This window comes from Nocardia sp. NBC_01730 (genome assembly GCF_035920445.1).
Taxonomy (GTDB): Bacteria; Actinomycetota; Actinomycetes; order Mycobacteriales; family Mycobacteriaceae; genus Nocardia.
Genome location: NZ_CP109162.1, coordinates 373,003 through 398,409 on the forward strand (window position 1 = coordinate 373,003; position 25,407 = coordinate 398,409).

30 protein-coding genes and 1 pseudogene are annotated in these 25,407 nt (G+C 67.5%); 19 read left to right on the top strand and 12 right to left on the bottom strand.

The genetic code is table 11. From position 1 onward, the window contains the following. Positions 1 to 10 precede the first annotated feature (10 nt). From OHB12_RS01705 to OHB12_RS01715, 3 genes are read right to left on the bottom strand one after another with little or no spacing between them, the layout of a single operon-like run. Positions 11 to 913: an ABC transporter ATP-binding protein gene (locus OHB12_RS01705; RefSeq protein WP_327115499.1), complete on the bottom strand. Its 903-nt coding sequence runs from the start codon at positions 911 to 913 to the stop codon at positions 11 to 13. Next, complete coding sequence (locus tag OHB12_RS01710) at positions 910 to 2,001, bottom strand: FecCD family ABC transporter permease (protein WP_327115501.1); 1,092 nt, start codon at positions 1,999 to 2,001, stop codon at positions 910 to 912. The genes OHB12_RS01705 and OHB12_RS01710 overlap by 4 nt, the downstream gene beginning before the upstream one ends. Further along, positions 1,998 to 3,044: a FecCD family ABC transporter permease gene (locus OHB12_RS01715; RefSeq protein ID WP_442799935.1), complete on the bottom strand. Its 1,047-nt coding sequence runs from the start codon at positions 3,042 to 3,044 to the stop codon at positions 1,998 to 2,000. The genes OHB12_RS01710 and OHB12_RS01715 overlap by 4 nt, the downstream gene beginning before the upstream one ends. 90 nt (positions 3,045 to 3,134) lie before the next feature. Here OHB12_RS01715 and OHB12_RS01720 point away from each other — a divergent pair, with 90 nt between their 5' ends. From OHB12_RS01720 to OHB12_RS01740, 5 genes are all read left to right on the top strand, one after another. Continuing rightward, a complete protein-coding gene (locus tag OHB12_RS01720) occupies positions 3,135 to 3,839 on the top strand; it encodes a hypothetical protein (protein ID WP_327115505.1) in 705 nt (234 codons plus the stop codon). A 193-nt stretch (positions 3,840 to 4,032) separates the two neighbouring features. Next, entirely contained in the window at positions 4,033 to 4,479 is a 447-nt protein-coding gene (locus OHB12_RS01725) for a PaaI family thioesterase (RefSeq protein ID WP_327115507.1), read from the top strand. A gap of 79 nt (positions 4,480 to 4,558) precedes the next feature. Continuing rightward, positions 4,559 to 4,861, top strand: a complete 303-nt coding sequence (locus tag OHB12_RS01730; RefSeq protein ID WP_327115509.1) for an urease subunit gamma — start codon at positions 4,559 to 4,561, stop codon at positions 4,859 to 4,861. Positions 4,862 to 4,870: 9 nt separating this feature from the next. Further along, positions 4,871 to 5,188, top strand: coding sequence for an urease subunit beta (locus OHB12_RS01735; protein WP_327115511.1), 318 nt, complete (start codon positions 4,871 to 4,873; stop codon positions 5,186 to 5,188). 239 nt (positions 5,189 to 5,427) lie between these two features. Next, a complete protein-coding gene (locus OHB12_RS01740) occupies positions 5,428 to 7,149 on the top strand; it encodes an urease subunit alpha (protein ID WP_327115513.1) in 1,722 nt (573 codons plus the stop codon). Positions 7,150 to 7,205: 56 nt separating this feature from the next. Here the strand turns inward: OHB12_RS01740 and OHB12_RS01745 are convergent, their stop codons facing one another. Continuing rightward, a complete protein-coding gene (locus OHB12_RS01745; protein ID WP_327115515.1) occupies positions 7,206 to 7,373 on the bottom strand; it encodes a hypothetical protein in 168 nt (55 codons plus the stop codon). Between OHB12_RS01745 and OHB12_RS01750 the strand changes: the two genes are divergently transcribed. Together OHB12_RS01750 and OHB12_RS01755 are read left to right on the top strand one after the other, a co-directional pair. Further along, entirely contained in the window at positions 7,356 to 7,517 is a 162-nt protein-coding gene (locus OHB12_RS01750; RefSeq protein WP_442799936.1) for a DUF397 domain-containing protein, read from the top strand. The two genes, OHB12_RS01745 and OHB12_RS01750, sit on opposite strands and share 18 nt — an antisense overlap. 491 nt (positions 7,518 to 8,008) lie before the next feature. Further along, positions 8,009 to 9,805 (top strand): TerD family protein, encoded by a 1,797-nt coding sequence (locus OHB12_RS01755; protein ID WP_327115517.1) that lies wholly within the window; start codon positions 8,009 to 8,011, stop codon positions 9,803 to 9,805. Between the two features lie 11 nt (positions 9,806 to 9,816). Here the strand turns inward: OHB12_RS01755 and OHB12_RS01760 are convergent, their stop codons facing one another. Then, positions 9,817 to 10,149, bottom strand: coding sequence for an ArsR/SmtB family transcription factor (locus tag OHB12_RS01760; RefSeq protein WP_327115518.1), 333 nt, complete (start codon positions 10,147 to 10,149; stop codon positions 9,817 to 9,819). Between the two features lie 81 nt (positions 10,150 to 10,230). Beyond that, positions 10,231 to 10,509: a hypothetical protein gene (locus OHB12_RS01765; protein ID WP_327115519.1), complete on the bottom strand. Its 279-nt coding sequence runs from the start codon at positions 10,507 to 10,509 to the stop codon at positions 10,231 to 10,233. 851 nt (positions 10,510 to 11,360) lie between these two features. Between OHB12_RS01765 and OHB12_RS01770 the strand changes: the two genes are divergently transcribed. The 4 genes from OHB12_RS01770 to OHB12_RS01785 all read left to right on the top strand — a co-directional run bounded on the left by OHB12_RS01770 (position 11,361) and on the right by OHB12_RS01785 (position 13,478). Next, the gene (locus tag OHB12_RS01770) at positions 11,361 to 11,549 is read left to right on the top strand and encodes a hypothetical protein (protein ID WP_327115520.1); all 189 of its coding nucleotides are present in this window, start codon (positions 11,361 to 11,363) and stop codon (positions 11,547 to 11,549) included. 4 nt (positions 11,550 to 11,553) lie between these two features. Beyond that, positions 11,554 to 12,498, top strand: coding sequence for a magnesium transporter CorA family protein (locus OHB12_RS01775; RefSeq protein WP_327115521.1), 945 nt, complete (start codon positions 11,554 to 11,556; stop codon positions 12,496 to 12,498). A gap of 127 nt (positions 12,499 to 12,625) precedes the next feature. Continuing rightward, positions 12,626 to 12,994 carry a nuclear transport factor 2 family protein gene (locus tag OHB12_RS01780; protein WP_327115523.1) on the top strand — a complete coding sequence of 123 codons (369 nt, stop codon included), beginning with the start codon at positions 12,626 to 12,628 and terminating at the stop codon, positions 12,992 to 12,994. A gap of 295 nt (positions 12,995 to 13,289) precedes the next feature. Next, positions 13,290 to 13,478 (top strand): hypothetical protein, encoded by a 189-nt coding sequence (locus tag OHB12_RS01785; protein WP_327115525.1) that lies wholly within the window; start codon positions 13,290 to 13,292, stop codon positions 13,476 to 13,478. Positions 13,479 to 13,657: 179 nt separating this feature from the next. Here OHB12_RS01785 and OHB12_RS01790 read toward each other — a convergent pair whose 3' ends face one another. Next, positions 13,658 to 14,113 carry a recombinase family protein gene (locus tag OHB12_RS01790; RefSeq protein WP_442799937.1) on the bottom strand — a complete coding sequence of 152 codons (456 nt, stop codon included), beginning with the start codon at positions 14,111 to 14,113 and terminating at the stop codon, positions 13,658 to 13,660. A gap of 463 nt (positions 14,114 to 14,576) precedes the next feature. Between OHB12_RS01790 and OHB12_RS01795 the strand changes: the two genes are divergently transcribed. After that, complete coding sequence (locus OHB12_RS01795) at positions 14,577 to 14,903, top strand: hypothetical protein (RefSeq protein WP_327115527.1); 327 nt, start codon at positions 14,577 to 14,579, stop codon at positions 14,901 to 14,903. A gap of 261 nt (positions 14,904 to 15,164) precedes the next feature. On the opposite strand, the gene OHB12_RS35990 is transcribed toward OHB12_RS01795, so the two are convergent. The 4 genes from OHB12_RS35990 to OHB12_RS01815 all read right to left on the bottom strand — a co-directional run bounded on the left by OHB12_RS35990 (position 15,165) and on the right by OHB12_RS01815 (position 17,638). After that, positions 15,165 to 15,527: a helix-turn-helix domain-containing protein gene (locus OHB12_RS35990; protein WP_442799938.1), complete on the bottom strand. Its 363-nt coding sequence runs from the start codon at positions 15,525 to 15,527 to the stop codon at positions 15,165 to 15,167. Positions 15,528 to 15,634: 107 nt separating this feature from the next. Further along, on the bottom strand, positions 15,635 to 16,228 hold the full coding sequence (locus tag OHB12_RS01805) for a threonyl-tRNA synthetase editing domain-containing protein (RefSeq protein ID WP_327115529.1): 594 nt from the start codon (positions 16,226 to 16,228) through the stop codon (positions 15,635 to 15,637). Positions 16,229 to 16,714: 486 nt separating this feature from the next. Continuing rightward, positions 16,715 to 16,969: a hypothetical protein gene (locus OHB12_RS01810; RefSeq protein WP_327115531.1), complete on the bottom strand. Its 255-nt coding sequence runs from the start codon at positions 16,967 to 16,969 to the stop codon at positions 16,715 to 16,717. Positions 16,970 to 17,197: 228 nt separating this feature from the next. Then, on the bottom strand, positions 17,198 to 17,638 hold the full coding sequence (locus OHB12_RS01815; RefSeq protein WP_327115533.1) for a helix-turn-helix domain-containing protein: 441 nt from the start codon (positions 17,636 to 17,638) through the stop codon (positions 17,198 to 17,200). Between the two features lie 2 nt (positions 17,639 to 17,640). Here OHB12_RS01815 and OHB12_RS01820 point away from each other — a divergent pair. The 3 genes and pseudogenes from OHB12_RS01820 to OHB12_RS01830 all read left to right on the top strand — a co-directional run. Then, a pseudogene (locus OHB12_RS01820) lies at positions 17,641 to 18,099 on the top strand (transposase); the annotation flags it as partial. Between the two features lie 163 nt (positions 18,100 to 18,262). Next, positions 18,263 to 18,565 (top strand): S1C family serine protease, encoded by a 303-nt coding sequence (locus OHB12_RS01825; protein WP_327115535.1) that lies wholly within the window; start codon positions 18,263 to 18,265, stop codon positions 18,563 to 18,565. Then, positions 18,556 to 18,768 carry a PDZ domain-containing protein gene (locus OHB12_RS01830; protein ID WP_327115537.1) on the top strand — a complete coding sequence of 71 codons (213 nt, stop codon included), beginning with the start codon at positions 18,556 to 18,558 and terminating at the stop codon, positions 18,766 to 18,768. Before OHB12_RS01825 ends, OHB12_RS01830 begins: the two co-directional genes overlap by 10 nt. Here the strand turns inward: OHB12_RS01830 and OHB12_RS01835 are convergent. After that, positions 18,709 to 19,437 (bottom strand): TVP38/TMEM64 family protein, encoded by a 729-nt coding sequence (locus tag OHB12_RS01835; RefSeq protein WP_327115539.1) that lies wholly within the window; start codon positions 19,435 to 19,437, stop codon positions 18,709 to 18,711. The genes OHB12_RS01830 and OHB12_RS01835 overlap by 60 nt on opposite strands. A 178-nt stretch (positions 19,438 to 19,615) precedes the next feature. Here OHB12_RS01835 and OHB12_RS01840 point away from each other — a divergent pair, with 178 nt between their 5' ends. The 4 genes from OHB12_RS01840 (at position 19,616) to OHB12_RS01855 (ending at position 25,393) form a co-directional block, all read left to right on the top strand. Beyond that, on the top strand, positions 19,616 to 21,472 hold the full coding sequence (locus OHB12_RS01840; protein ID WP_327115541.1) for a methylmalonyl-CoA mutase subunit beta: 1,857 nt from the start codon (positions 19,616 to 19,618) through the stop codon (positions 21,470 to 21,472). After that, positions 21,472 to 23,784 (top strand): methylmalonyl-CoA mutase, encoded by a 2,313-nt coding sequence (scpA, locus tag OHB12_RS01845; protein WP_327115543.1) that lies wholly within the window; start codon positions 21,472 to 21,474, stop codon positions 23,782 to 23,784. Before OHB12_RS01840 ends, scpA begins: the two co-directional genes overlap by 1 nt. Continuing rightward, a complete protein-coding gene (meaB, locus tag OHB12_RS01850) occupies positions 23,781 to 24,821 on the top strand; it encodes a methylmalonyl Co-A mutase-associated GTPase MeaB (RefSeq protein ID WP_327115545.1) in 1,041 nt (346 codons plus the stop codon). The genes scpA and meaB overlap by 4 nt, the downstream gene beginning before the upstream one ends. Positions 24,822 to 25,051: 230 nt before the next feature. Further along, complete coding sequence (locus tag OHB12_RS01855; RefSeq protein ID WP_327115546.1) at positions 25,052 to 25,393, top strand: L-2-amino-thiazoline-4-carboxylic acid hydrolase; 342 nt, start codon at positions 25,052 to 25,054, stop codon at positions 25,391 to 25,393. Positions 25,394 to 25,407 lie beyond the last annotated feature (14 nt).

The window sequence follows — 25,407 nt, forward strand, 5'->3', positions numbered from 1 at the left end:
AGCTGGTGTGTCATTTCTCATACGGTGCGGTTTCCGGCGCGACGGTAGCCGGTCCGCCCGCTGTGCCGCGCACGTGCCTGGTGCCGATCGGCACGACCATCGGCCTGCCCGAGACCGGGTCCTCGAGCACCGCGGCGTCCAAGTCGAAGACCTCGCGTAACAGGTCGACGGACACGACGTCAGTCGGGGCGCCGGTGGCGACGATGCGCCCGGCGCGCATCACGACCAGCTGGTCGCTGTAGCGGATCGCGAGGTTCAGATCGTGCAGCACCATGACGACGGTGCGGCCGAGGTCGGCGTGCAGCCGGTCGACGAGATCGAGTACCTCGACCGAATGCGCCAGATCGAGGAAAGTGGTCGGCTCGTCGAGTAGCAAGATGTCGGTGCCCTGGGCCAGCGCCATGGAAATCCAGGCGCGCTGGCGCTGTCCGCCGGAGAGTTCGTCGAGCGTGCGGTCGGCCAGATCGGCGATCCCCGTCTGCTCCAGCGCGGTGGTGACCTCGGCTTCGTCGGTCGCCGACCACTGCAGGAACCAGGACTGATGGGGATGGCGACCGCGCGCGACGAGATCGGCGACGGTGAGCCCTTCCGGCGCGACCGGCGACTGCGGAAGCATGCCGACGACGCGGGCCACGTCCTTGGTCTTCATCGTCGAAATGGCCTTGCCGTCCAACAGGACCTGGCCCGTTCGCGGGCGCAGCAGCCGCCCGAGCGAGCGCAGTAGCGTGGACTTGCCGCAGCCGTTCGGCCCGATCACCGTGGTGATCACACCGGGAGTGACATCCAGGCTCAGCCCCTCGACGATCACCCGGTCGCCGTAGCCGAGGGTGACACCGTCGGCGCCGAGCCAGTGCTCAGAGGCGTTCGGCCGGGTGCCCGTGGTTTCCGTAGTGGTGATGTCCCCGGTGGTCATGACAGCGTCGCCTTCCGATTCATCCGCACGATCAGGTACAGCAGGAACGGACCGCCGAATGTCGCGGTCACGACGCCCACCGGCAGGTCGACCGGGAACAACGCACGCGAGGCGACATCCGCGCCGACCACGAGGATGGCGCCGATCAGCGCTGAGCCGATCAGTGGTTCGCCCGGAGTGCGCAGCAGCAGGCGCGCGATCTGCGGGCCCGCCAGCGCGACGAAGCTCACCGGCCCGACAGTGGCCGTCGCCACCGAGGCGGCCACCACTGCCGCGCCGATCAGGACGGCCTGCTGGGTCTGGATTCGCACACCGAGCGCGCGGGTAGTGTCCGCGCCGAGGCGCAGTGCCGCGAGTGTGCGGGCCGAGCCGAGCGCGACGAGCACGACTACGGTCGTGGCGAGCCCAGCGGGTGCCAGGTGAGTGCGGTCGGCCGCGTCGAGCGATCCGTTGAGCCATAGTTGCGCGCGCTGCGCGTCCACCGAGCTGGCGCGCGTGAGCAGCCAGCTGATGCCAGACACCAGCAGCGCGTTGACGCCCACGCCGATCAAAACCAGCCGCAGGCCGGTGGCGCCGCGCGCACCGGTGGGACTGCGTCCCCAGGCGAGCAGGTAGACGGCAACCGCGGTGAGCAGCCCGCCTACCAGCGCGGCCAGCGGCGCGCCGACCGTGGCGGCCAGTCCTGCGCTCGCGCCGCCTGTGCCGGCCAGGGCGGCGACCGCGCCGAGGCTCGCGCCGGAGGTGATGCCGAGCATGTCCGGTGCGGTCAGCGGGTTGTGCAGAATCGACTGCGTGATCGCGCCCGCGAGGCCGAGCGCGACGCCGACCACCAAGGCGGTGAGCGCGCGCGGCAGCCGGGATTCGAGCACGATGAACCGCTGCGAGCGGGTGCCGCCTCCGGTCAGCACGTCGAGTACACGTCCGAGCGGGAGGTGCGACTCGCCGACGGCGATGTCGAGGCAGAACAGCGCCAGCGCCAGCGCGGCCAGCGCGACGACGATCAGTGCCATCGCCGGACGCAGCACCATCGAGACCGGTCCTACCCGCAGTGCGCGTCGCCTGCTTCTGGTCTCCAGCGAGATCGTCACAGGCTCACCAGCTTGCGGCGACGGACGAACGTGAGGAAGAACGGCGCGCCGAGCGCGGCAAGCGTCACCCCGACCTGCAACTCGCCGGGCCGCACCACCAGGCGGCCGACGATGTCGGCGACCAGCAGCAGCAACGCGCCGAACAAACCGGAGTAGGGAACCAGCCAGCGGTAGTCCGGACCGGTGAACACCTTGGCGAGGTGCGGGACGGCGAGGCCGAGGAACGCGATCGGCCCGACCGCCGCCGTCGCCGCTCCCGACAGCAGCACGACGGCCGCCAGTCCCACTGCCCGGCTCCGGCCGACGTGCACGCCGAGCCCCCGCGCGACCTCGTCGCCGAGGCTCAGCAGATTCAGTCTCGGCGACGCCGCGACCGCGAGCAGCGTGCCGAGCGCCAGGAACGGAAGCACCTGCCAGAACACCCCGGCATCGCGGCCCGCGACCGTGCCGACCACCCAGAACCGGTAGGTATCCAGCGCCGACGCGTCGAGCACGATGATGGCGTTCGTCATTGCCTGCAAGAACGCGGTCACCGCGACGCCGGCCAGCACGAGGCTCAGCGGGCTCGCCTTGCCGCCGCCGACGGCCGAGGTTCCGAACACCACCAGACCGGCGATCAACGCCCCTGCGAACGCGAACCAGATGTACTGCTCGGGCGCAGTGAACGCAAACAGGTACACGCTCAGCGCCGCGAGGAAGGCTGCCCCCGCGTTGAGGCCGAGCAGCCCGGCGTCGGCGAGCGGGTTCCGGGTGTAGCCCTGGATGAGTGCGCCCGCGATGCCCAGCGCCAGCCCGCAGACCAGTGCGAGCGCGGTACGGGGGATGCGCAGGCCGCGCACGATCTGTTCCTCGGTCGAGTCCGCCGGGCAGGTGAAGGGCCCGCCGGGGCAGCTCAGCGCGTGGTGCGCGGCGTCGTACACGGTTCCCGGTGCGAGCGAGCGGGTGCCGACGGCGACGCCGGCCGTAACGGCCAGTAGTAGCAGGGTGGTCAAGACGAGGAGTCCGGAAAGGCGACGCCGCCTCACGGTGCCAAGGGGATTCACGGCGACGAACTGCTCCTACTCGAACCGCGCTACTTGCTAGGTCTGGTAAGCCTAACCTATCTTTCGACTACGCCGACCCGAGGAGGTCCGATGACCGAGCTCGTCACCACACCGCGCCGATCCCAGCCTGCATTCGGGCGCGCCTGTGCCCGGCTGCGCGCGCTGCAACCGGAGCATCCGCGGGTGTACGCCGTGGCGGCGATGGCGGAGCAGGGCAAACGACGCTGGTGGCGGCTGTCGGACGGAGCGCGCGAGGGTCGGATCGAACTCATGTATAGGCGCCACGCCGCGGAGATGATCAGCGCCGACATCGCCGCGGAAGTCGTTGCGACGGCTCTGATTCACGCGGTCGTGGGTCGCGTGGTCGCGTTGCTTGTCGCGGAGGGGCGCGCGTGGGATCCGGGGCTGGAAAACCTCTGGATACACACCGACAACGACGGCGGAATCGACTGGGCCGGCCTGGTGGACACCACGATTCGGGTGCTGGACGGTGACCGGCTCGCCAGCGAGCCCGGCGTGGTCACCTTGCCGTGCGAGGAGGCCATGTACGTCTGGCTCGCGCATCGCTGCGAACCTCCGCTGGCGCTCATCCAGGCGAGCATGGCGCACTGCTCCGGACTGAGTCCGCGCCGGTTCTGGTCTCTCGTCGGCGAATCCATCGCGGGTGCTTCGACTTACGTGCCCGACCTCGCGCGGACCGACTCGGTCCTCGGCGCACGGCGCGGTCGGGCGCTGCTGGCCGCGCTTGCCGACCGCGGACTTCCGGTGTGTCGACCTGCGGGGTTGCTTAGTTAGGTAAGCCTGGCCTATACTCATACCCGGCGTATGGATCGCGTGAGAGTCCCGAGGGCTGCGGTGACCCCCGATCCCTTGCCGCGACGGGCTCCACTCCGGTGGGGCCCGTCGCTCTGTTTCCCATGATTCCCGTCGACCCGCAGGGCGCCGGGTGTGCGGCGGGCAGTCACTGGCGTTGTGCGACAGTGAAGACATGACACAGCAGGAGACCCAGGCCATCGGCTCGCTGGCGGAGCTCACGCCCGAGCAGATCAACAAACTCAGCGAAGGCACCTTCACCGACCTGATCGGCCTGCGCTACACCGAGCTGAGTGCCGACCGGGTGCGCGGCGAGTGGGTCGTCAAGCCGCACCTGTACCAGCCCGCCGGCATCCAGAACGGCGGCGTGTACTGCACTGTCATCGAGACGCTCGCCAGCATGGCGGGCGGGATCTGGTTCGGCGACCAAGGCACGGTGGTCGGCGTGAACAACAACACCGACTTTCTGCGCGCGGTCCGCGAGGGCACCCTGACCGGCGAGGCGACGCCGGTGCATCGCGGCAGGCTCCAGCAGCTGTGGCAGGTCGTCATCACCGACGAGCAGGGCCGCACCGTGGCGCACGGCCAGGTGCGGCTGCAGAACCTGCCGCATCGCCCCTGAGCGCGCTCGTCCGGCAACGGCGGAACCCGCGTGCCAGAATGTCCGTCACCCAGCCACTTCGACCCGGTGAGGAGCCCGGATGCGACTGTCGCCGCACGAGCAGGAGCGCCTCCTGCTGAGCTACGCCGCCGGGCTGGCCCGGCGCAGGCAGGCGCGCGGACTCAGGTTGAACCACCCGGAGGCGGTCGCGCTGATCACCGACCACGTGCTCGAGGGCGCGCGGGACGGCCGCACAGTCGCCGAGCTGATGTCCTCGGGGCGAACGGTTCTCGCCCGTGCCGACGTGATGGAGGGCGTGCCGGAGATGATCCACGATGTCCAGGTCGAGGCGACCTTCCCGGACGGAACCAAGCTCGTCACCGTGCACAACCCGATCGGCTAGGAGGACCGTGTGATTCCGGGCGAGTACCTGTGCGCCGAGGGCGCGATCGAGCTGAACGCCGGGGCCGACCGGATCGAGCTGGATGTGCTGAACACCGGTGATCGACCGGTGCAGGTCGGCAGCCACATGCATTTCCCGCAGGCAAACGCCGCGTTGCGCTTCGACCGCGCCGCCGCGCATGGGCACCGCCTCGATATCCCGGCGGGCACCGCAGTGCGCTTCGAACCCGGCCTCGGTCAGCGGGTTTCATTGGTCCCGCTGGGCGGTGCACGCGAAGTGCACGGAATCAGTCCGACCCCGCCCGGACTCCTGGATGGACCCGCATGAGTGAGCGCAGCGAGCGAACAATGGGCACAGCTGAGCATCGCTCGGTCATGACGGAGCCGAGCGCCAGCGAGGTGCAGTCATGAGTGAGCGCAGCGAGCGAACAATGGGCACAGCTGAGCATCGCTCGGTCATGACGGAGCCGAGCGCCAGCGAGGTGCAGTCATGAGTGAGCGCAGCGAGCGAATCATGTCACCGGGTGCGTCGCGCATGCCGGAGCCGAGCGCAGGCGAGGTGCAGACATGAGTGAACTGAGCCGCGCCCGCTACGCCGAGCTGTTCGGGCCGACCACCGGTGACCGGATCCGCCTTGCCGATACCGATCTGCTGATCGCGATCACCGAGGACCGCAGCGGCGGACCGGGACTGGCGGGCGACGAAGCCGTGTTCGGCGGCGGCAAGGTGCTGCGCGAGTCGATGGGCCAGGGCCGCGCGACCCGCGCCGAGGGCGCCCCCGACACCGTGATCACCGGCGCGGTGATCATCGATCACTGGGGAATCATCAAGGCGGACATCGGCATTCGGGATGGCCGCATCTGCGCCCTTGGGAAGGCGGGCAACCCGGACACCATGAGCGGGGTGCACCCGGACCTGGTCGTCGGCCCATCCACCGAGATCATCGCGGGCAACGGCCGCATCCTCACCGCGGGCGCCATCGACTGCCACGTCCACTTCATCTGCCCGCAGCTGATGGGAGAGGCGCTCGGCGGCGGCATCACCACGCTGATCGGCGGCGGCACCGGTCCCGCCGAGGGCAGCAAGGCAACCACCGTGACGCCCGGCTCGTGGCATCTGGCGCGCATGCTGGAGGCCACCGACGGCTGGCCGATGAACATCCTGCTGCTCGGCAAGGGCAATACCGTCAGCGCCGAAGCCATGTGGGAGCAATTGCGCGGCGGCGCGGCGGGTTTCAAACTGCACGAGGACTGGGGTTCCACCCCGGCTGCCATCGACGCGTGCCTCACCGTCGCGGACGCCGCCGGTGTGCAGGTGGCGTTGCACTCGGACACCTTGAACGAGGCCGGTTTCGTCGAGGACACTCTCGGCGCCATCGCGGGCCGCGGCATTCACGCCTATCACACCGAGGGCGCGGGCGGCGGGCACGCGCCCGACATCATCACCGTCGCCGCCCAGCTCAACGTGCTGCCCAGCTCGACGAACCCGACCCGCCCGCACACGGTCAACACCCTCGACGAGCACCTGGACATGCTGATGGTGTGCCATCACCTGAGCGCCTCCATCCCGGAGGATCTCGCGTTCGCCGAGAGCCGTATCCGCCCGTCCACCATCGCCGCCGAGGATCTGCTGCACGACCTCGGTGCCATCTCGATGATCGGCAGCGACTCGCAGGCCATGGGGCGGATCGGCGAGGTCGTGATGCGCACCTGGCAGACCGCGCACGTGATGAAGCGCCGCCGCGGCGCACTGCCAGGCGACGGCGCGGCGGACAACGCCCGCGTTCAGCGCTACGTCGCGAAATACACCATCTGCCCGGCTGTCGCACACGGCCTCGACCACGAGATCGGCTCGGTCGAGGTGGGCAAGCTGGCCGACCTGGTGCTGTGGGAGCCCGCGTTCTTCGGCGTTCGTCCGCACGCCGTGCTCAAGGGCGGCACGATCGCCTGGGCCGCCATGGGCGATGCCAACGCCTCCATCCCGACACCGCAGCCGGTGCTGCCGCGTCCCATGTTCGGCGCAGCCCCCTCGACCGCCGCGGCGACCTCGTTGCACTTCGTCTCCGAGCAGGCGATCGAGGACGGGCTGGCCGAGCAGCTGCGGGTGCGCCGCAAACTGGTGCCGGTTCGTAATGTCCGACGAGTCGCGAAGACGGAGATGCCGCACAACGACGCCATGCCGCGCATCGAGGTCGACCCCGACACGTTCACCGTCCGCATCGACGGCGAGGTCTGGACCGAACAGCCCGCCACCGAACTCCCGATGGCCCAGCGCTACTTCCTGTTCTGAGCTCGGGACATGGCTGTGGCGAAACGCGAGAAAGCTCTCGCTGGGGTGCCACTCGCTCATGAATCGAGCCACTGCTCGATTTGTTCGAGCCTGGACGCGGAAAGGATGGGTGCGCCGTCCTCGGCGTCCACGAGTTCCCAGACGTACGGCGCCGAGCTGCCGCGCACCGGGTGGTAACCCGCTCGTGTGGCTCGCCCCGTGAGTTCATGAAGTTGTGCGGCCATCGGATCCGGATTCACCAGGTGCACTTGATCGGGGTCCGTGACTCGAAGAAACCGACCGGTCCGGCGTTGGTGTTCACGCCAGGCGAGTGGTACGCCTTCACCGCAGGGGTGCAAGGCGGCGAGTTCAACAGGCCCACCGCCTGACACCCTGAAGAGTAAGCGTACGACCTCATCCAGCACCTAGCGCTGGATGAGGTCGGCGGCAAAGTGCTGCGGAAGATAGCGAGTATCAAGGTGAACGTTTACCTGTCCGGAGCCCGGTGGTTCAAGAGCAATCGCAGCGGCGCACTGACCAAGTTCGGCTGCTAGGTGCAAACTTCGCCTCAGGCAAGGTGTCTGACAAGTGTCGGATGGGATCACGGTTCTAACTGATAGGTGCGTTGGCGTCATCCGGCTGCTGGCGAGTGCGCCCGCCCAACGATCAGGGCTGCCACCGTCCTGGTTCGCCAAGTGGTCCTGGTCGTCCCGCCGCACCGACCCCGAATACACTCCCGTGATCGCATGGCCCCGCGCTCGGTACTCGCCATGAGCGTGTTGTCCTTGGGGCCCACTCGACAGTGGCAAGGCCCCGAGTCCGGATCGGCCTGGCTGGAGCCGGGTGCAACATTCACCGCCCGCGCACCGATGAGTTGGCCGTGCAGGGTAATTCGATTGTGCGCCAAGTGCCTTCTGCGGCGGGCTTCGGCGCTTACACCATCGTCGATGTGGAGACCTCGGGGCTGCGGGCGTCCGGCCACCGGGTGTTGTCGGTGGCGGCACTGGCGTTGGACGCCGACGGCCGAGTGGCCCGCGAGTTCCACACATTGCTCGATCCCGGGTGCGACCCGGGGCCGGTGCATGTTCACGGGCTGACCGCTGAGATCCTGCGCGGCTCGCCTCGGTTCGAGCATGTGCGCGAACCGCTTTCGGCGCTGCTCGCCGGACGGGTAATGGTTGCGCACAACGCGCAGTTCGACTACGGGTTCCTCGCCCGCGAATTCGGCAGGACCGGCGCCGACCTTCCGGTGGACCGTCGGCTGTGCACGCTCGCCCTCGCCCGACGCGTCGCGCCGCCCACTCCGAATTGCAAGCTCGACACACTGGCGGCCTACTACGGTGTGCCGCGCTCGAAGGCCCATGACGTACTGGACGATACCCGCGTGCTGGCGGGCGTGCTGCGTGCGCTGGTGGCCGACGCGGCGCGGCTCGGGATCACGCCGCCGCTGCTGCGTTGCCCGCCGAAGGAGAACTACCAGAGCACATGGGGTCTGCCGACCGAACGTACCGGCCCGAAAGCGCCGTGTCCCTATGTCTATCCGGGGCGGCTCGAGACCGGCGGCACTCTCGTTCAGGGGATGAAGGTGGCCTTCACCGGCGACACCGCAACCGACCGGGACACTCTGGTCTCGAGCGCCGAGGCGGCCGGACTCGAGGTGACCAGCGCGGTGAGCGGCCGCACGAGTGTGCTCGTCACGAACGCGCCGGACTCTTCGACGGGCAAGGCGCGCAAGGCGATCGAGGTTGGCACGCCGATTGTCGGGGAGAGCAGGTTCCTGCTGCTGCTCGAACGCGTCGAGCCGGGTAGGCGCAAAGACGAGCAGTCGCGACGGCCCGCGCCCCGCCTTGTGCGAACGGCGCGCGTGCCCGGCGGTCCCGCCGGGCCATTGGCGCAACACCGGGTGCTAGTGCTGGGCGGTTCGCACGATCATGCCGTCACCGCGCGGGCTCGCATCGTCGAGCTCGGTGGATCGGCGGCGGTGAACATGTCCGCCAGGGTGACCGACGTGCTCTTGCTTGCGGGCGGGCACGCCGACCGTCGCTACGCGAAAGCCGCCGAGCTCGGGCTGCCTGTACACGGTGCCGACCTGCTGTCGGCCGAGCGGCCGCCCGCAGAGCTGTCGACGACGCGGCACGACGCGGCCGAGCCGGTGCCGCTGCGCCGCGGCCAGGTGATGGACCTTCCGGTGGACGAGTATGGCGCGGACTGGACTATTCGCGCGTCCTGGGCGCAGAACGGCAGCTGGATGGTGGACCTGGTCGCGTTCCTAGTAGACGGCGCCGAGCAGGTTACGGGCGACGAGGACTTCGTCTTCTACAACCAGCCGGAGACCGGCGGTGTGCGGCTTAGCGCCGACGGCCCCGACGAACAGTCCATCGCGCTGCGCTTGGACCAACTGCCTGGTCATATTCGCCGGATCGTGCTGGCCGTCGCGCTGGACGGCGCGAATGTCACGTTCGGCGACGTAGGAGCTCTCGAGTTCGAGGTGACGCCGGGTGTCGAGGCGAGCGTCGTTGCTCGCGCGACGCTGGATGCTGCCACCGAGGAGCGGACGCTGGTGCTCGCCGAGATCTATCTGCGCGGCGACGTTTGGCGTTTGCGCGCGGTCGGCCAGGGCCATCCGACCGATCTCGCCACTCTGGCTCTCGGTTACGGGGTGGAGGTCGAGGAGTAGGGGCCGTTCGTTCAGTCGAAGTGCTTGTCGTGCGGCCCGAGCTGGTGGCGGAAGGCGAGGCGGACGATATCGGCGATGTCGGGGTCGGCGATCGCGTAGACGTTGCGCCTGCCGTCCTTGTTGGCGCGGACGAGGCCGGCGAGTTTCAGTTTGGCCAGGTGCTGGCTCACGGCGGGTACGGTCTGGCCGATCGCGGCGGCGAGGGTCCCGACGTCGCGATCGCCCTGGCTGAGCAGCCACAGGATCTGCAGACGAGCGGTGGCCGCGAGCATTCCGAAAACCGCTGCCGCATCCTGTAATCGGTCCGCCGGGATAAGGCCCGGCGGCTCTCCATGCTTGGTCACGTCCGCCTCCAACCTGTCGGTAGCGTGGCACGGCGTGATCGGTTGCGCAACCGAGCGCGGATCAGGTGGAGGCGGGGCCGATCACCCGACGACGGCGTTCATGATGGTCCCCGCGCTGGTGGCGACGACGCCGCCGATCATGGCACCCGCGACCATCTTCGGCGAATCGAGGGTGCCGCCGCTCCACTTCTCCCAGGCGAATTTGCCTCCCGCGTAGGTGATGCCGGAGACACCCGACAGCAGCACGAACCAGGTGAGATAGCGGACCAGCTGCAGGATCTTCTCCGCGCCGGGCGGCGCCTCCGGCGTGGGATTGTCGATCTGGGCAAGGAGGGCTTCGTGAACGGCGGTGAGAATCATGGCTGCACTCACTCTGGGTCGTGGGGCGGAGGGGGCACGGCTAACCTCCCGGGCCGCTCCTGGCTACGGGATCTGGCGTCGTGCCGCAGCCTCTATCCCGGTTCCCGGGGGATAGCCAAATCTTTACCGAACAGTATGGGTTGCTTCGATTGATTTCGTGCGATGTCGTTGTAATCTGTCCGAAATGCCTGAATATTGAGTACTTTGCGTGGTCTGTCATGAGATGCCAGCGGTGCGATATTGAGTTTGCTAAAAATTTGCCAACTGGAGATGTGTGACGCTGTGGCATCCTTTCGCTGCGGTCCGGGTGCGTGGCCTGTTGATCGACCGGGGCGCACACGTTCGCCGCCATGCCCGAAAAGCGCTGCCACAGTCTGTGATTGGACGAATCGCCCGCCTGTAAGGTGTCTACCGAGTTGCGCGCAGCGGAATGCTTGCGCAACTGATTGACGTACCCGGATCGGCGGGTTTCTAATGATGGATGGCGCAATTCGTGCGTCGATCGACCAACGAAACGGGGTGAGCGGCAGATGCCGGATGACAGTATCGACGTTCACAGCCGGGCCGTTCTGGCGAAATGGGTTGTGCCGTTTCGTTGTTGATCTGCGTACGGGACCGGTGGCCGGGCAGGTCCGGCTCGATCGCCTGATGCGGCACCGAAACCCCACAGTCGTCATTCTTCGACCCTGACAGGGCGGCGTGTCCGGGTGCCCGGCACGCGGTCCTTCGCCTGTGGCGCGACCGGCAGTGGTCCGCCGCGCGGCTCGGCGCTGCCCGCTCATGCGTGCCCGTCCCCTGACCGGGAGGAGTGCGCTCACCCGCGACGATAGTGAGTATTGGAGCTTACCGTGATGGCCACATTGTTCGAGAAAGCTGAATCTGCGCGGCGCGCAACGAATCTGGAGCGTCAAGCGATCTGGTTCACCGTCGATCTCTACCTGTTCATCAGTGCGGGCCTGCTGACGATGCACTACGTGCATCCCCAACATCCGGTCGGCTCCCCGTCGGTCTCGCCCGCCCACACGTCTTCCGGGCGGTAGGCCGATGACCACCCTCCTCAGCGCCGTGACCGCGGACCGTTTCGACACCGAAGTGCTTCAGCAGCATTGGATTCCCCTGGCCCGCGACGACGCCGACACTGCCGCCGTGCTCCGGGAACGGCTCGGCGTGGACTTCGCCGCCGCACGCGACCGCGTCTGGGAGACCGACAACTTTCTCTACCTTCCGGTGGTCGCCAACTACAAACGCGGCGAGACCATCGAGCGCGAGACCATCGTCTTCGCCCTCGGTAGCGATTTTCTCGTGACATTGCAACCGGCCGAGCACTTCGTCCCGTTCGACAAGGCGATCGCGAAGATGCGCCGAAATCCGGCGCTCGCGGGCTCCGCGCACGGCGTGATGTACGCGCTTCTCTGGGCGCTGAACGAGGCTTCGGAGCGGGTGATCCACTACGCCAGCGACGCGCTGGAGGCGATGACCGACGAGATCGAGATGGCGACCAACGGTTACGACCGGCGCGGTCGCGAGATCGGCGTCGCCGACATGCGTGGCACGATGTCGCGGATGAACGCGGCCGAGGAGATCGTCTCGCGCACCCAGGAGACCCAGCTGCAACTAGCCCGGGCCGCGCGGCATCTCATGGCCGACACACCAGCCGAGCACCGCGAGCTGGACAGCCTGATCACCATCCTGATCGCCGACATCGACGGCGTGAAGCAGCACGCGGGCTTCGAGCACGACAAGGTCCGTTATCTGCAGCAATCCGTGCTGACCTGGTTGGACGTGAAGCAGAACCAGATCGTCAAGGTGTTCACCATCATCACCGCGGTCTTCGTGCCGCCCACGTTGATCGCCACCTTCTATGGGATGAACTTCACCTGGATGCCCGAACTGGAATGGCAGCACGGTTTCCTGGCCACCACCCTGATGACTCTCGTCGCCGCGGTGATTCCGCTGGCCTACATCAAGAAGAAGGGCTGGCTGCGCTGATCCGGGTCCGGCGGATCATTACCTCGCGCGTAATCGACTTGGCGCACGTGGCACGGCATCGTGGAGGAAGCCGGTCCGGAAACCCGGGCCGGATGACGAAAACCATTTCTGCACAGGAGGATTCGCCATGTCGCGATACGAGGAAGCGGTAGACCGGTACTTCGAGGCGTGGAATGCCACCGAGGAGGAGGCCAGGGCCAAGGCGGTCGCCGCTGCATGGACCGAGGACGGGTTCTACACCGACCCGCTCGCGGACGTCAGCGGGCACGACCAGCTCGCGGCGGCCATCGGGGGAGTGCAGGCGCAGTTCCCGGGTTTCGAGTTCCGTCGGATCGGCGTCGTAGACGGACACCACGACGTCGCGCGCTTCGCGTGGGAGTTGGTCTCACTCGCTGACGGCAGTGCACCGGTCGCAGGCTCCGACGTGATCAACCTTTCCGCCGACGACCGGATCATCGGCGTGCACGGCTTCCTGGACCGGGTGCCGTCGGCGTAACGTCCGCTCTTGGCGCGGGAAGCTGTCGACACTTGTCGCGGGCCGGACCATGGCATCCGGCCCCGGCGCGTGCTCGACCATCCGTGCACGAGAGCTGCGGGCCCTGCTGGTCGCGCGCCGGATCGGCCGGACAGTGCACCGAATGGAGTGTCCAGCCTGGCGGAGTCCCGCGGACATCCCAGCGGCACCCGGTTCGCCACGGTCCGGTTGCGCCTGTGGCGAACACGGTGCGCCGCGGGGCGGTGCGTGGGCATCCTGGTGTTGTTGTCATCGTGTAATCAGGGTGGTGGTCTCGATGGACGACGCCGCGATGGATGCCTATTCCCGCACGGTGATCGCGGTCGCGGCTTCGGTGACGCCGCATGTCGCCAGCGTGCAAACCAAGCGGGGGAACGGATCGGCGGTGGTGTTCACCGACGACGGGTTCCTGCTGACCTTAGGACACCCATTTCGCAGCGATTTCGCCACGTATGTGTGTTCATAGCCCGGCACCTTACCTCGCGGCTCGGGGTTGCTGAACCGTGCAAGATTGCGAGATCGAGGTCTTCCTCGTCGGCACCCCACACGGCCAAGGCCGCCTCACCGGCTTGTCCAGTCTCACAGCGCATCTCGGCGTCATCGAGGCATCCCGGCCGGGTGACCCGGCCCCGGTTCCATTCCCCATCAGCCGCGCCCGTATAGCTCAACCAGCGGTCGATGACGCGGAGGCAGACCGGCGCGTAGGTAGCTGTAGGCGGTTACGCGGCTGACACCGAATTCCTTGGCCAGCGCGGCTTTGGACTCCCCGCCGGCCACGCGGGCGCGCAGACGTTCCAGGATCAGGGCGCGCTCGAACTCGGCGAAGGCACCCATCACGCTCAGCAGCAGGCTCGCCATCGGTGAATCCTCCCCGGTGAAGGTCAGCGACTCCTTCACGAACTCCACCCGCATCCCTTTGCCGGTCAGGGTGCGCACCAGCCGCCGCAGATCGTCGAGGTTGCGGGCGAGGCGGTCCATCGAGTGCACGATCACAGTGTCGCCATCGCGGACGTACCCGATCAGCTCATCGAGGGGTTCCGGTAGTAACAGTGGCTCACCTCCGCTGTCACAGGACAGCTTTGTAGGTAGCGGTATCGGCATGTCACCGATGTGGGGTTGTCGTCACCGACACAGGGTGGTTGTCGTACAGGAAAAGCAGGTCCGGGCGCCGTCAGTGAAGCATCCGGATCGAGCGACTCCCAGTGATCCCGCATCGAGCAACGACGCTGGAAGGACCACCAACGACGGTGGTCCGTCAGCGGGAATCACGATCCCATAGCGGCACACGATGGTGTGTGACCGAGTCGAGCGAGGACGCCCGAGGGATCGCAGCAGACATCTTCGGCAATGCCGCCGAGGCTGTGACGAGGTCCCGGATACGGCGAGGTACGGTGCCGCGGCCCGGGACACGACTGGGCGACGAATGCGATAGCCGAGCTCGACGTTTGCATGCCGAGCCGAAGGTGACACAGGTGGCACATCGCCCCGCGAGAACAGATCCATCCTGCTTACAGAGGTAGTCTGCGACATCTTCTGTGGCCCGGCCGACTGGAACCGAACCACCATGACAACTGCTCTATTGCCCCTTGCCTACGGTTACGTGCGCGACGATCTACTCGATGACCGCGACTCGGGTTCGAGTGAAGACAAGCTGCGCAACACCGCCCGCTCGCTCGGCTACGAACTGGGAACGGTATTCCACGAGCCCGCACCGCAGAACGCGACACTGCCCCCCGCATTCGTCGATCTCGTCCAGGAATGCCGGCGAGCCGCAGCACACGCGGTGATAACCCTGCACGGACACATGTCGAATATGGCCGTGTGCCGGATGGTCCTGCTGGCGGTCCTCGACGTGCGGGCCGGCGCCGCAGTCCACGAAGTCTCGGTGTGAACCGACGCCTGCCCTGCCGACTTTGGTACCTCGAACAGCGACCGACCCGATCACCTCACACCACGCTCGGGCACGTCCAGGCGCCCAACGTGCTCGGTCGCCACTTTGTCGCTTGCTCGAACCCTGTGGCCGTGGCGTAAGTCGCTGGTCAGCCTGCCCATCGTGCGGCTATGTATGCCGGGTCCTTGGAGGCGGCGTTCGAGTTCGGCAGCCAGCTTCTCGATTGCGTCGCGGCGATCCGTGCCTGTCACATGCCAGCCCTCACCCGCGTAGCAGGCCGATACCGAACCATCTGCGTGGTAGACGAACTGCGGCGGTTTGTGTCAGACCTGCGGCGGATGCAGGTCGAGCGCCCCGCTCCGACGCATGGAAGAGCGTTTCTCCGACCGAACGGTTTCGATCATGCTGGACCCAGCGTCGGGCGCGCCGTCTCGACCGGCCGTGCGCCCGGTTGCACTGGAGGGGCTTGCGCAGGTAGCTGTAGAAGGTCTCGCGGCTGATGCCGAACTCAGTGGCCAGTACGGACTTTGGTTTCCCCGCCGCGGCCTTTGCCCGCAGCTGCTGTGCCTGCTCGGGGGTGAGGGCGGGTTTGCGGCCGGTGTAGGGGCTTGACCAACATCCCAACGGCCAAGGGCGCCAACGACACCAAGCGGCTCAGGAGCTCGTCGACTGTTGGTTAGACGTACCAGGCGACGCCATCCTTAACAGGCCTTCTGGCCTCGTCGAGGCGGTTAGGTCCGGACAACTCGGTCCGGCGACTGAACCGAAGGCCGGACGGGGCCAGACGGCCCGGATCCAGCAGGATGGTCGTTCTGGGCTCCTAGCCCGGTCATGATCCCTCCCGGTCGGTGCCGAACCGTCGGCGTGGTCACCGCCTCGGACTGGTTGTTCGAGGCCGGGAGATGCGTGACGCGTTGCTCCCACTCGCCATCGAGCACGTGGGCTGTCCATTCCTTGTTCCAGCCGAAGGGCATGGTGTGCACATCCCAGCCACGCGCGGACAGCAGTTCGGCCAGCACCGCCAACACATGCTGAGCAGTAGGCCCATCGCAATGCTCATACGGGTCGGCCATCTGAGAAAAACCGTTGATCACGATCCGAGTCGCACCGGTCTTGTTCGCGATCCGGTTGATCGCCTTCGCGGCCTGCCGAGCCACCCCGAGGTCGCTGCGCTCGACACCCACCAGCAGAAAGAGGCAATCGGAAAACTCTTGCAACGCACCGATATTCACCGGATCGAGCGTTATTGCCGCCGAACTCGCAGTTGTCACCGTGTATTCGAGTGTGGCACAACGCTGGCTCAGGATTTTCATAAAGCACCTCATGCATAGATATGTGCGCGTCGTTGCTCGATGCGGGATCGCTGGAAGTCGCTCGATCCGGATGCTTCACTGACGGCGCCCGGACCTGCTTTTCCTGTACGACAACCACCCTGCGTCGGTGACAACAACCCCACATCGGTGACATACCGATACCGCTACCTACAAAGCTGTCCTATGACAGCGGAGGTGAGCCACTAGCAGCCCCCTGACCTGCGGTGGATCATCTTCAGTGGCAGAGCAGGTCGAGGCTTTTGCCACCGGCGAACCTCACGCTCGACAGCACCGCCGGAGTGAACTTCCGTAATTACGAATCCCGGCGCGGGTGATCCGGCCGGGTCCGGTGACGGTGGTGGAGCGGGTTGCGCATGCCCGTGTACTGCAGCCCGCACCAGAGCTTGCCCTGACATCATCAGACCACGTCAGAACAGCCACGGGCAGTACTTCAACGAACCTCAGCACGGCTACCGCCCTTGGCCGTTCGGTTGTTGGTCAAGCCCCGACACCACCAAAGCCGTCGCACGCTCCCGCATCGACCGGCTCTGCCGCCGCCGCGGCGTGCAGATTCGGGGAGAAGACACTGTGGCGGATGCTGTATAAGTCAGCCAGCAGAGCCAGCGCCGTGCTCGCGCTCAACGTCGAGGACCTGGACCTGCCCAACAAGCAAGCCAAGATCACCGCCAAGGACGGCCACACCATGTGGATCACCTGGGGCACCGACACCGCCCACCTGTTGCCCAGGCTCATCGCCGGACGCGACCACGGGCCGCCGCTTCTGTCCGAATACCGGCCCGGGCCGCACCGCTGCGTGACGACCGACCCGGCTACATCTGCCCCCAGACCGGCTGCAGCAGGCTCGGATACGACTGCGCCCGCATACTGCTCGGCCACTACGGCGACGGCCTACGCCTGCACCAACTCTGCTACAGCTCGGCCACACACCTCGGCGACGCCGACATCTCCGCGAACGTCACCTCAGTGTGGTTGTGGTTTGCGGGTGTTTCGTTGTGGTCGTCGGATGGTTTCGGTGCGGACTTGTTCGATGATGTCTTTGGGGATGTGGTCGATGATGTCTTCGCGGGAGGTGATGCCCAGTTTTTGCAGGATTGCGGCCATTTGGGAGTCGATGGTTCTGGCCGATTTCCCGCGGCGGACGGCAATGGCGGGGTTGGTCCATCCGGCCGTGGCCAGGATGGCGACCTGCCGCTCGGCAGGAGTCAACTCGTCCCACCGCGAGGTGATGGGCTTGTCCTGTGGGGTGTCGATGGTCAGTGTGCCCAAGGCGAGCCGCTGTACCTCGTTGTGTTCCGGACGCAACCGTGAACCCTGCGCTTCCACCGCAGCGAAGGCGTCGGATCCGAGCACCCGACGGGCGACATCAATAGCGTTATCGGATTCATCGGCGAACGGGCCCATCGATCAGGGCGCTGGACATCGAGCTGCGCGACAACCGCAAAGCCCTCGACGCGCTGATCGAAACCACCGCGCCGGACCTGACCGCGACACCCGGCGTCGGGGCCGTCGTCGCAGCCTCCGTCCTGATCGCCGGGTCACATCCAGGGCGAGTACGGTCCGAGGCTGCCTTCGCAGCGCTCGCCGGAACCTGCCCGGTCCCGGCATCATCGGGAAACACGGTGCGCCACAGACTCAATCGCGGCGGCGACCGCCGCGTCAACCGCGCGTTGACCACCGTCGTCATCGTGCGGATGCGCATCGATCCCGCCACCCGCGTCTACGTCGCCCGCCGACGAGCCGAGAGCCGCACGACCAAAGAGATCATGCGCAGCCTGAAACGCTACGTCACCAGGCAACTCTTCCGAATCCTGACTTCAGCTCACCAAACACCAGCACAGCTTGACAAATATAGAAGCATCTGACCGTGGAGGAGGAGAGCCACCGCTGGGCAACACCGGCGGCAAGATGTGGTTCACGAGGACCACCTCCCGTGGGCTGGCCGCAGGCACGGCGTGAACAGCCGTCGGTACGAGGTGTCAGATCTGTTGAAGATCACCTGCAAGGTTGCGAGTTCGCTACGAAAGGGTGTCCAAACTGACCAACGCGCATGTCATCGGCGGGGCGAACGGCGGAGAGGTGGTCTTCGCCGACGGGGTCGACGTGCGGTTCGACGTCATCGGGGTCGATCCGCTGTCGGATCTTGCGGTGCTGCGCACCCGCAGCGGTGCGCCGGGCGCGGCATCGCTCGGGGACGCGGACCTTTTGGTGGTCGGCGAGTTGGTGGTCGCGGTGGGAGCCCGCTCGGGCTGGTCGGCGTGCCCGCGCCGCTGCCCGAGACCGTTGCCACCCGGACCGGCCGAGACGCTGGGGTGCGCATCGTGGAAGTGATCCGCGGCGGACCCGCCGACCGGGCTGGACTACGCCGCGGCGATCTCGTGCTCAGCGTGGCACGTTCGGAAGTGCGTGACGCGCAGGGAATACAGCGGCAGTTGTTCGCGGAGGTGATCGGTGTGCACCTGCCCGTGACGGTGTTACGCAACGGGGCCATGGTGGACGTGATCGCCGTCCCGATCGAACTGACTGTCGACTGAACGACGCGCAGGCTCCTGGACCGGCGTTGTTGTCATCTGCCAGCGTGTGTCGACGACCAGGCCGACGACGCCGACCGCGAGGCAGACGCCGGAGAGCACCAGCATCGCCGGATGCGTCGTCCCGGTGAGCGCGTCGCCGAGGATGACCGTGCCGATGGTGCCGGGCAATACCCCGAGCACCGTGGCGATCAGGTACGGCCAGAACCGGATCGAGGACAACCCGCAGCAGTAATTGATCACGGAGAACGGCACCGCGGCGATGAGCCGCAGCGAACCGACCGCGAGCCAGCCGCGGCGTCGCAGACGGTCGTCGATGGCGCGCACCGCGGGATGGGTAAGCCGGGAGGCGACCTGATCGCGATCGAGCGCGCGTACGAGCAGGATCGCCAGCGCAGCGCTGACCGTCGTCGCCCCCACCGCGAGCGTGCTGCCCAGCAGTGGACCGAACAGCAGCCCGGCGCTCACGGTGAACACGGTCCGCGGGATCGGCGCCACCGTGACCAGTGCGTGGACCGCGAAGAACAGCAGGGGAAAAACGGGGCCGACCGAGGTCGCCCAGTCCTGGATCTGGTGTGGACTCGGCAGCGGAACCAGCATCGCCGCGACGAACAACGCGGCCGCGCCGACGAACAGCCCGGCGATACGCGGGTCTCGGATCAGCTTGGTCACCCGCGACAGGTTACCGGTTGGTAGTAGCGGGCAGGGTCAACCGGCGTGAAACCGCCCGCTAGCATCGAAGGAGGCGGGACGAATGATCGTTAACTAAAGTAGTCGCTGAGCTGGGCGAATATGAGGGTATCCGGCCCACTCAGGCGGTGTGCCCGTGTCGAGGAAGAGGAACAGCAATATGCCGATTGCTTCAGATCCTGGGGTGGATCCGGTGCCCGAGTACGCCGCGTGGCGCAAGGGCGTGGCCGGCGTGCTGGCGAAGTCTCGCCGGGTCGAAATCACCGAACTTCCTGAGGAGCCCGAGCGGCTGCTCGACGAGACCACCTATGACGGGCTGACCATTGCCCCGCTGTACACCTTGCGCGACGAGTTGCCCGAGCAGCCGCTGCCGGGTTCCTTCCCCTTCGTCCGGGGCCGGGACGCCACCCGGGACGTGCACCGCGGATGGTACGTGAGCGCCCGGGTCGGCGAACGCGATGCCGCGACGGCCAACCGGGAGATCCTGGCTGGTTTGGAGAACGGAATCAGCGCGATCTGGCTGGGTGTCGGCGAGCGCGGCCTGCCGGTGGCCGACCTGCCGACCGCTGTTGCGGGTCTGCTGTTCGAGCTGGCTCCGCTGACCCTGGACGCGGGCAGCGCGGCCGCCGACGCGGCGGCGCAGGTTTTCACCACGCTGGACGGCTATTCCGCGCCGTCCCGCAAGGACATTCGGGTCGCCCTCGGTGCCGCGCCGCTGACCAGCCGCTTCGCCGGCCTCGCCGATGTCGACCTCATCGAGGCGGTCACGCTCGCCGGACAGGCCGCCGCGCGCGCCGAGACGGTGCGCGCGATCACCGTGGACGGCACCGTCTTCCACGACGCGGGCGCCTCCGATGCCCAGGAGCTCGGCGCGGCCATTGCGGCCGGGCTGGCCTATTTGCGGTCGCTGACCGAGGGGCTCGACATCGCGGACGCGTTGGAGCAGCTGGAGTTCCGGTTCGCCGCCACCGACGACCAGTTCGCCACCACCGCGAAGTTCCGCGCCGCACGCCAACTCTGGGCCCGGGTCGCGCACGTGTGCGGCGCACCGGATTTCGGGGGCGCGCCGCAACACGCGGTGACCTCGGCGGCCATGATGAGCCAGCGCGATCCCTGGGTGAACATGCTGCGCACCACGCTCGCCGCGTTCGGCGCGGGCGTCGGTGGCGCCGACACCGTGACCGTGCTGCCCTTCGACGCCGCGCTTCCACCAGGTGAGCTCGGCGTCTCGAAGTCGTTCTCCGATCGCATGGCGCGCAACACCCAGCTGCTGCTGCTCGAGGAATCGCATCTCGGCCACGTGCAGGACCCGGGCGCGGGCTCCTGGTACGTCGAGGACCTCACCGCCGCGCTCGCCATGAAGGCGTGGGAGTTCATGCAGGAGATCGAGGTGGCGGGCGGTTACCTCGCCGCGCTGGACTCCGGACTGCTCGCCGAGCGCATCGCCGACGTCAAGACCGCGCGCGACACCGATGTCGCGCATCGCAAGACTGCCGTCACCGGCGTCAACGAATTCCCTAACCTGGCCGAGCAGCCACTGTCCGAGGCAGCGTGGCGGGCGGGCCGGGTCGCCCGTTACGGCGCGGCGTTCGAGGAACTGCGCAACCGCTCCGACGCCTACCTGGCGGCTACCGGCGCGCGGCCGAAAGCCCTTCTGGTGCCGCTCGGTTCGGTCGCCGAGCACAATGTGCGGGTCACCTTCGTCGCGAACCTGCTGGCCTCGGGGGGGATCGCATCGATCAACCCGGGGCCGCTCGAGGTGAGCGGAATCGCCGCCGCGGCAACGGAAGCCGGCGCGCCGATCGCGGTGCTGTGCGGGTCGGACGCGCGGTACGCGGCGGAAGCGGGGGCCGCGGTGGAGCAGTTGCGCGCGGCAGGGGTGCCGACCGTGCTGCTGGCCGGTGCGGCCAAGGCCGTCGCCGAACTGAGTGACGCGCAGCGTCCGGACGGATTCCTCGCGGCGCGCATAGACGCGGTCGCGGCATTGTTCGCCCTGCTGGAGAAGGCGGGAGCCTGATGACCACTCGCGAGATCAAGCATCTGATCGGCAGTTTCGCCGACGTGCCGCTGGCCGAGCGCGCGCCGAAGGCGGTCGCCGTCGAGGCGGCACAGGTGCAGGCGTACGTGCGGGCGGCAGCGGCGGCCAACCACCACACGCCCGAGCAGCTGGTGTGGTCGACGCCGGAAGGTATCGACGTGCCGCCGGTGTTCACCAAGGCCGACCGGGATGACGTTGCCGCCGAAGGATATCCGCTCGGCAGTGTGCCGGGCATCGCGCCGTTCGTGCGCGGGCCGTACCCCACGATGTACGTCAACCAGCCGTGGACCATCCGCCAGTACGCGGGCTTCTCCACCGCGGCGGACTCGAACGCCTTCTACCGCCGCAACCTGCAGGCGGGCCAGAAGGGCCTGTCGGTCGCGTTCGACCTGGCCACCCACCGCGGCTACGACTCCGACCACCCGCGAGTGCAGGGTGACGTCGGCATGGCGGGTGTCGCCATCGACTCGATCCTGGACATGCGCCAGCTGTTCGACCACATTCCGCTGGACCAGGTCAGCGTGTCGATGACGATGAACGGCGCGGTGCTGCCGATCCTGGCGCTGTATGTCGTCGCCGCCGAAGAACAAGGCGTCGCACCGGAGCAACTGGCCGGAACCATTCAGAACGACATTCTGAAAGAGTTCATGGTCCGCAACACCTACATCTACCCGCCGAAGCCCTCGATGCGGATCATCTCCGACATCTTCGCTTACACCAGCGCGAAGATGCCGAAGTTCAACTCGATCTCCATCTCCGGCTACCACATCCAGGAGGCGGGCGCGACCGCCGACCTGGAGCTGGCCTACACCCTCGCCGACGGTGTCGAGTACATCCGCGCCGGCATCGACGCCGGCATGGAGGTCGACAAGTTCGCACCACGGCTGTCGTTCTTCTGGGCCATCGGCATGAACTTCTTCATGGAGGTGGCCAAGCTGCGTGCCGGGCGTCTGCTGTGGAGCGAGTTGGTCGCGAAGTTCGATCCGAAGAGCGCGAAATCGCTATCGCTGCGCACCCATTCGCAGACCTCCGGCTGGTCGCTCACCGCGCAGGACGCCTACAACAACGTCGCGCGCACCTGCATCGAGGCGATGGCGGCGACCCAGGGCCACACACAGTCGCTGCACACCAACGCGCTCGACGAGGCGCTGGCGCTGCCGACGGATTTCTCCGCGCGCATCGCACGCAACACGCAGCTGCTGATCCAGCAGGAGTCCAACACCACCCGTCCGATCGACCCCTGGGGCGGTTCGTACTACGTCGAATGGCTGACCCATCAGCTGGCCAACCGAGCCCGCGCGCACATCGCCGAGGTCGAGGCACACGGCGGCATGGCGCAGGCGATCGGTGAGGGCATTCCGAAGCTGCGTATCGAGGAAGCGGCCGCGCGGACCCAGGCGCGCATCGACACCGGCCAGCAGCCGGTGATCGGCGTCAACAAATACCAGGTCGAAGAGGACCAGCAGGTCGAGGTTCTCAAGGTCGAGAACTCCCGGGTGCGCGCCGAGCAGATCGAGAAGCTCCGGCGGTTGCGTGCCGAGCGCGACCCCGACGCAGTGCGGCGGGCGCTGGTCGAATTGACCCGCGCCGCAGCATGGGAGCGGAGCCCGCGGAGCGACCCTGGGACACCAGCCGAGGGCGGTATGGCGAACAACCTGCTCGCCTTGGCGATCGACGCGGCGCGCGCCAAGGCCACCGTCGGGGAGATCTCCGACGCGCTGGAGCAGGTGTACGGCCGCCATCAGGCCGAAATCCGGACGCTCTCCGGTGTGTACCGCGACGAGGCAGGAAAGGTCACGAATATCACGAAGGCGAGTGAGCTGGTCGAGGAGTTCGCGGAGGCCGAAGGCCGTCGTCCGCGCATCCTCGTCGCCAAGATGGGCCAGGACGGCCACGACCGTGGACAGAAGGTGATCGCCACCGCCTTCGCCGATCTCGGCTTCGACGTCGACGTGGGCCCGCTGTTCCAGACCCCGGAAGAGGTGGCGCGGCAGGCAGCCGACAACGACGTGCACGTCGTCGGCGTGTCCTCGCTGGCGGCAGGCCACCTCACGCTGGTGCCCGCCCTGCGGCAGGCACTGGCGGATGTCGGACGTCCCGACATCATGGTCATCGTCGGCGGCGTCATCCCGCCCGGCGACTTCGACGAGCTCTACCAGGCCGGCGCCGCGGCGATCTTCCCGCCCGGCACGGTGATCGCCGACGCGGCAATCGACCTGCTGAAGAAGCTCGGCGCCGAATTGGGTCACGAACTCGGGAGCGGCGCCGCTGATTCCGCCGCCACGGAATGAGCGAAGTGGGTTCGCAGGCCGCGAAGGTGACCGTGCGCCGGACGATCGATGTCGACGCGCTCGCCGAGGCGGTCCGCAACAACGAGCGGTCCGCCTTGGCGCGGGCGATCACCCTGGTGGAGTCCACCCGCGCCGATCACAGGGCGCTGGCGCAGCGACTGCTGCTGAAGGTGACACCGGAGGGCGGCGGTTCCGCGACGGCCACGGTCTCGAACCGGGTCGGAATCACGGGTGTTCCCGGCGTCGGCAAATCCACGTTCATCGACGCGCTCGGCATGTATCTGATCGGCAGAGGGCATCGGGTCGCCGTACTAGCGGTTGATCCGTCCTCGACCAGGACCGGCGGCTCCATCCTCGGCGACAAGACCAGGATGGCACGGCTGTCGGTGCAACGCGACGCCTACATCCGCCCGTCGCCTACCGCGGGCACGCTCGGCGGGGTCGCCAAGGCGACCCGCGAAACCATCGTGCTGCTCGAGGCCGCGGGCTACGACGTGATCCTGGTGGAGACCGTCGGGGTCGGCCAGTCCGAGGTCACCGTGGCGAACATGGTCGACGTGTTCTGCTTCCTTACTCTGGCCCGCACCGGTGACCAGCTGCAGGGCATCAAGAAAGGAGTGCTGGAGCTCGCCGACCTGGTGGCGGTGAACAAGGCCGACGGCAAACACGAGATGGAGGCGAAAGCCGCCGCCCGCGAACTCGCGGGAGCGTTGCGCCTCATCCACCCGCACGACGCGCTGTGGCGGCCGCCGGTGCTCACCATGAGCGGACTGCAAGGCACGGGACTGGACAAGTTCTGGGACACCGTGCTGGACCATCGCCGGGTGCTTACCGACGCCGGGGAGTTCGACGAGAAGCGTCGCCGCCAGCAGATCGACTGGACCTGGACCATGGTGCACGACCAGCTGTTGCGCAGGCTGGCGGACAACCCGGAGGTGAAAACCATTCGGGCGCAGGTGGAGAAGCAGGTCCGCGATGGCACCCTGACCGCAGCGCTGGCGGCCGAGGAACTGCTGCGGGCCTTCGACGGCCGCTGATCCACCCATGGCGCCGGCTACCGGCGCCGTCGGCGATCAGGCGAGTCGTGCGCAGGCGAAGGATGCGTTCGCGCACCGGCGCCGTGCCGGGAGGTTGTGTGGACCAGCCGGATTGGACGGATGACCCCCGCGCTCGTGGTGGCCTACCGAATTCTACGTCCTCATCTGGGCACCGAGGCGACGATCACCGCGCTGCGCCGTGCGTTCGTGGAACCGCTCTCGGCGCCGCGGTGGGGGCGGGCGCCCTCGCCATGCTGGATGCCGCGCCCGACCCCTTCGCGGCCATGGTCGCGGTGTCCAAGGCGCGTGAGCGGCAGGCCTTCGGTGCTGGTTTCACCTTTGTCCGTCCCGTGGACGACGACCGCACCTACCACGTAGACGTCGTGCGGTGCTTCTATCACGATGTGCTGGTGGCGCATTCGGTGGCCGAGCTGACGCCGGTGATGTGTGAGTTCGACGCGAACTGGATCGGAGCCATCGACCCGGCGAAGCACGGCTTCGGTTTCGAGAGGGCGACGACCATCGGGCGCGGTGGCTCGCACTGCCCGTTCCATTTCGACCGCACCCGGTGAGGGCGGCCGCACGG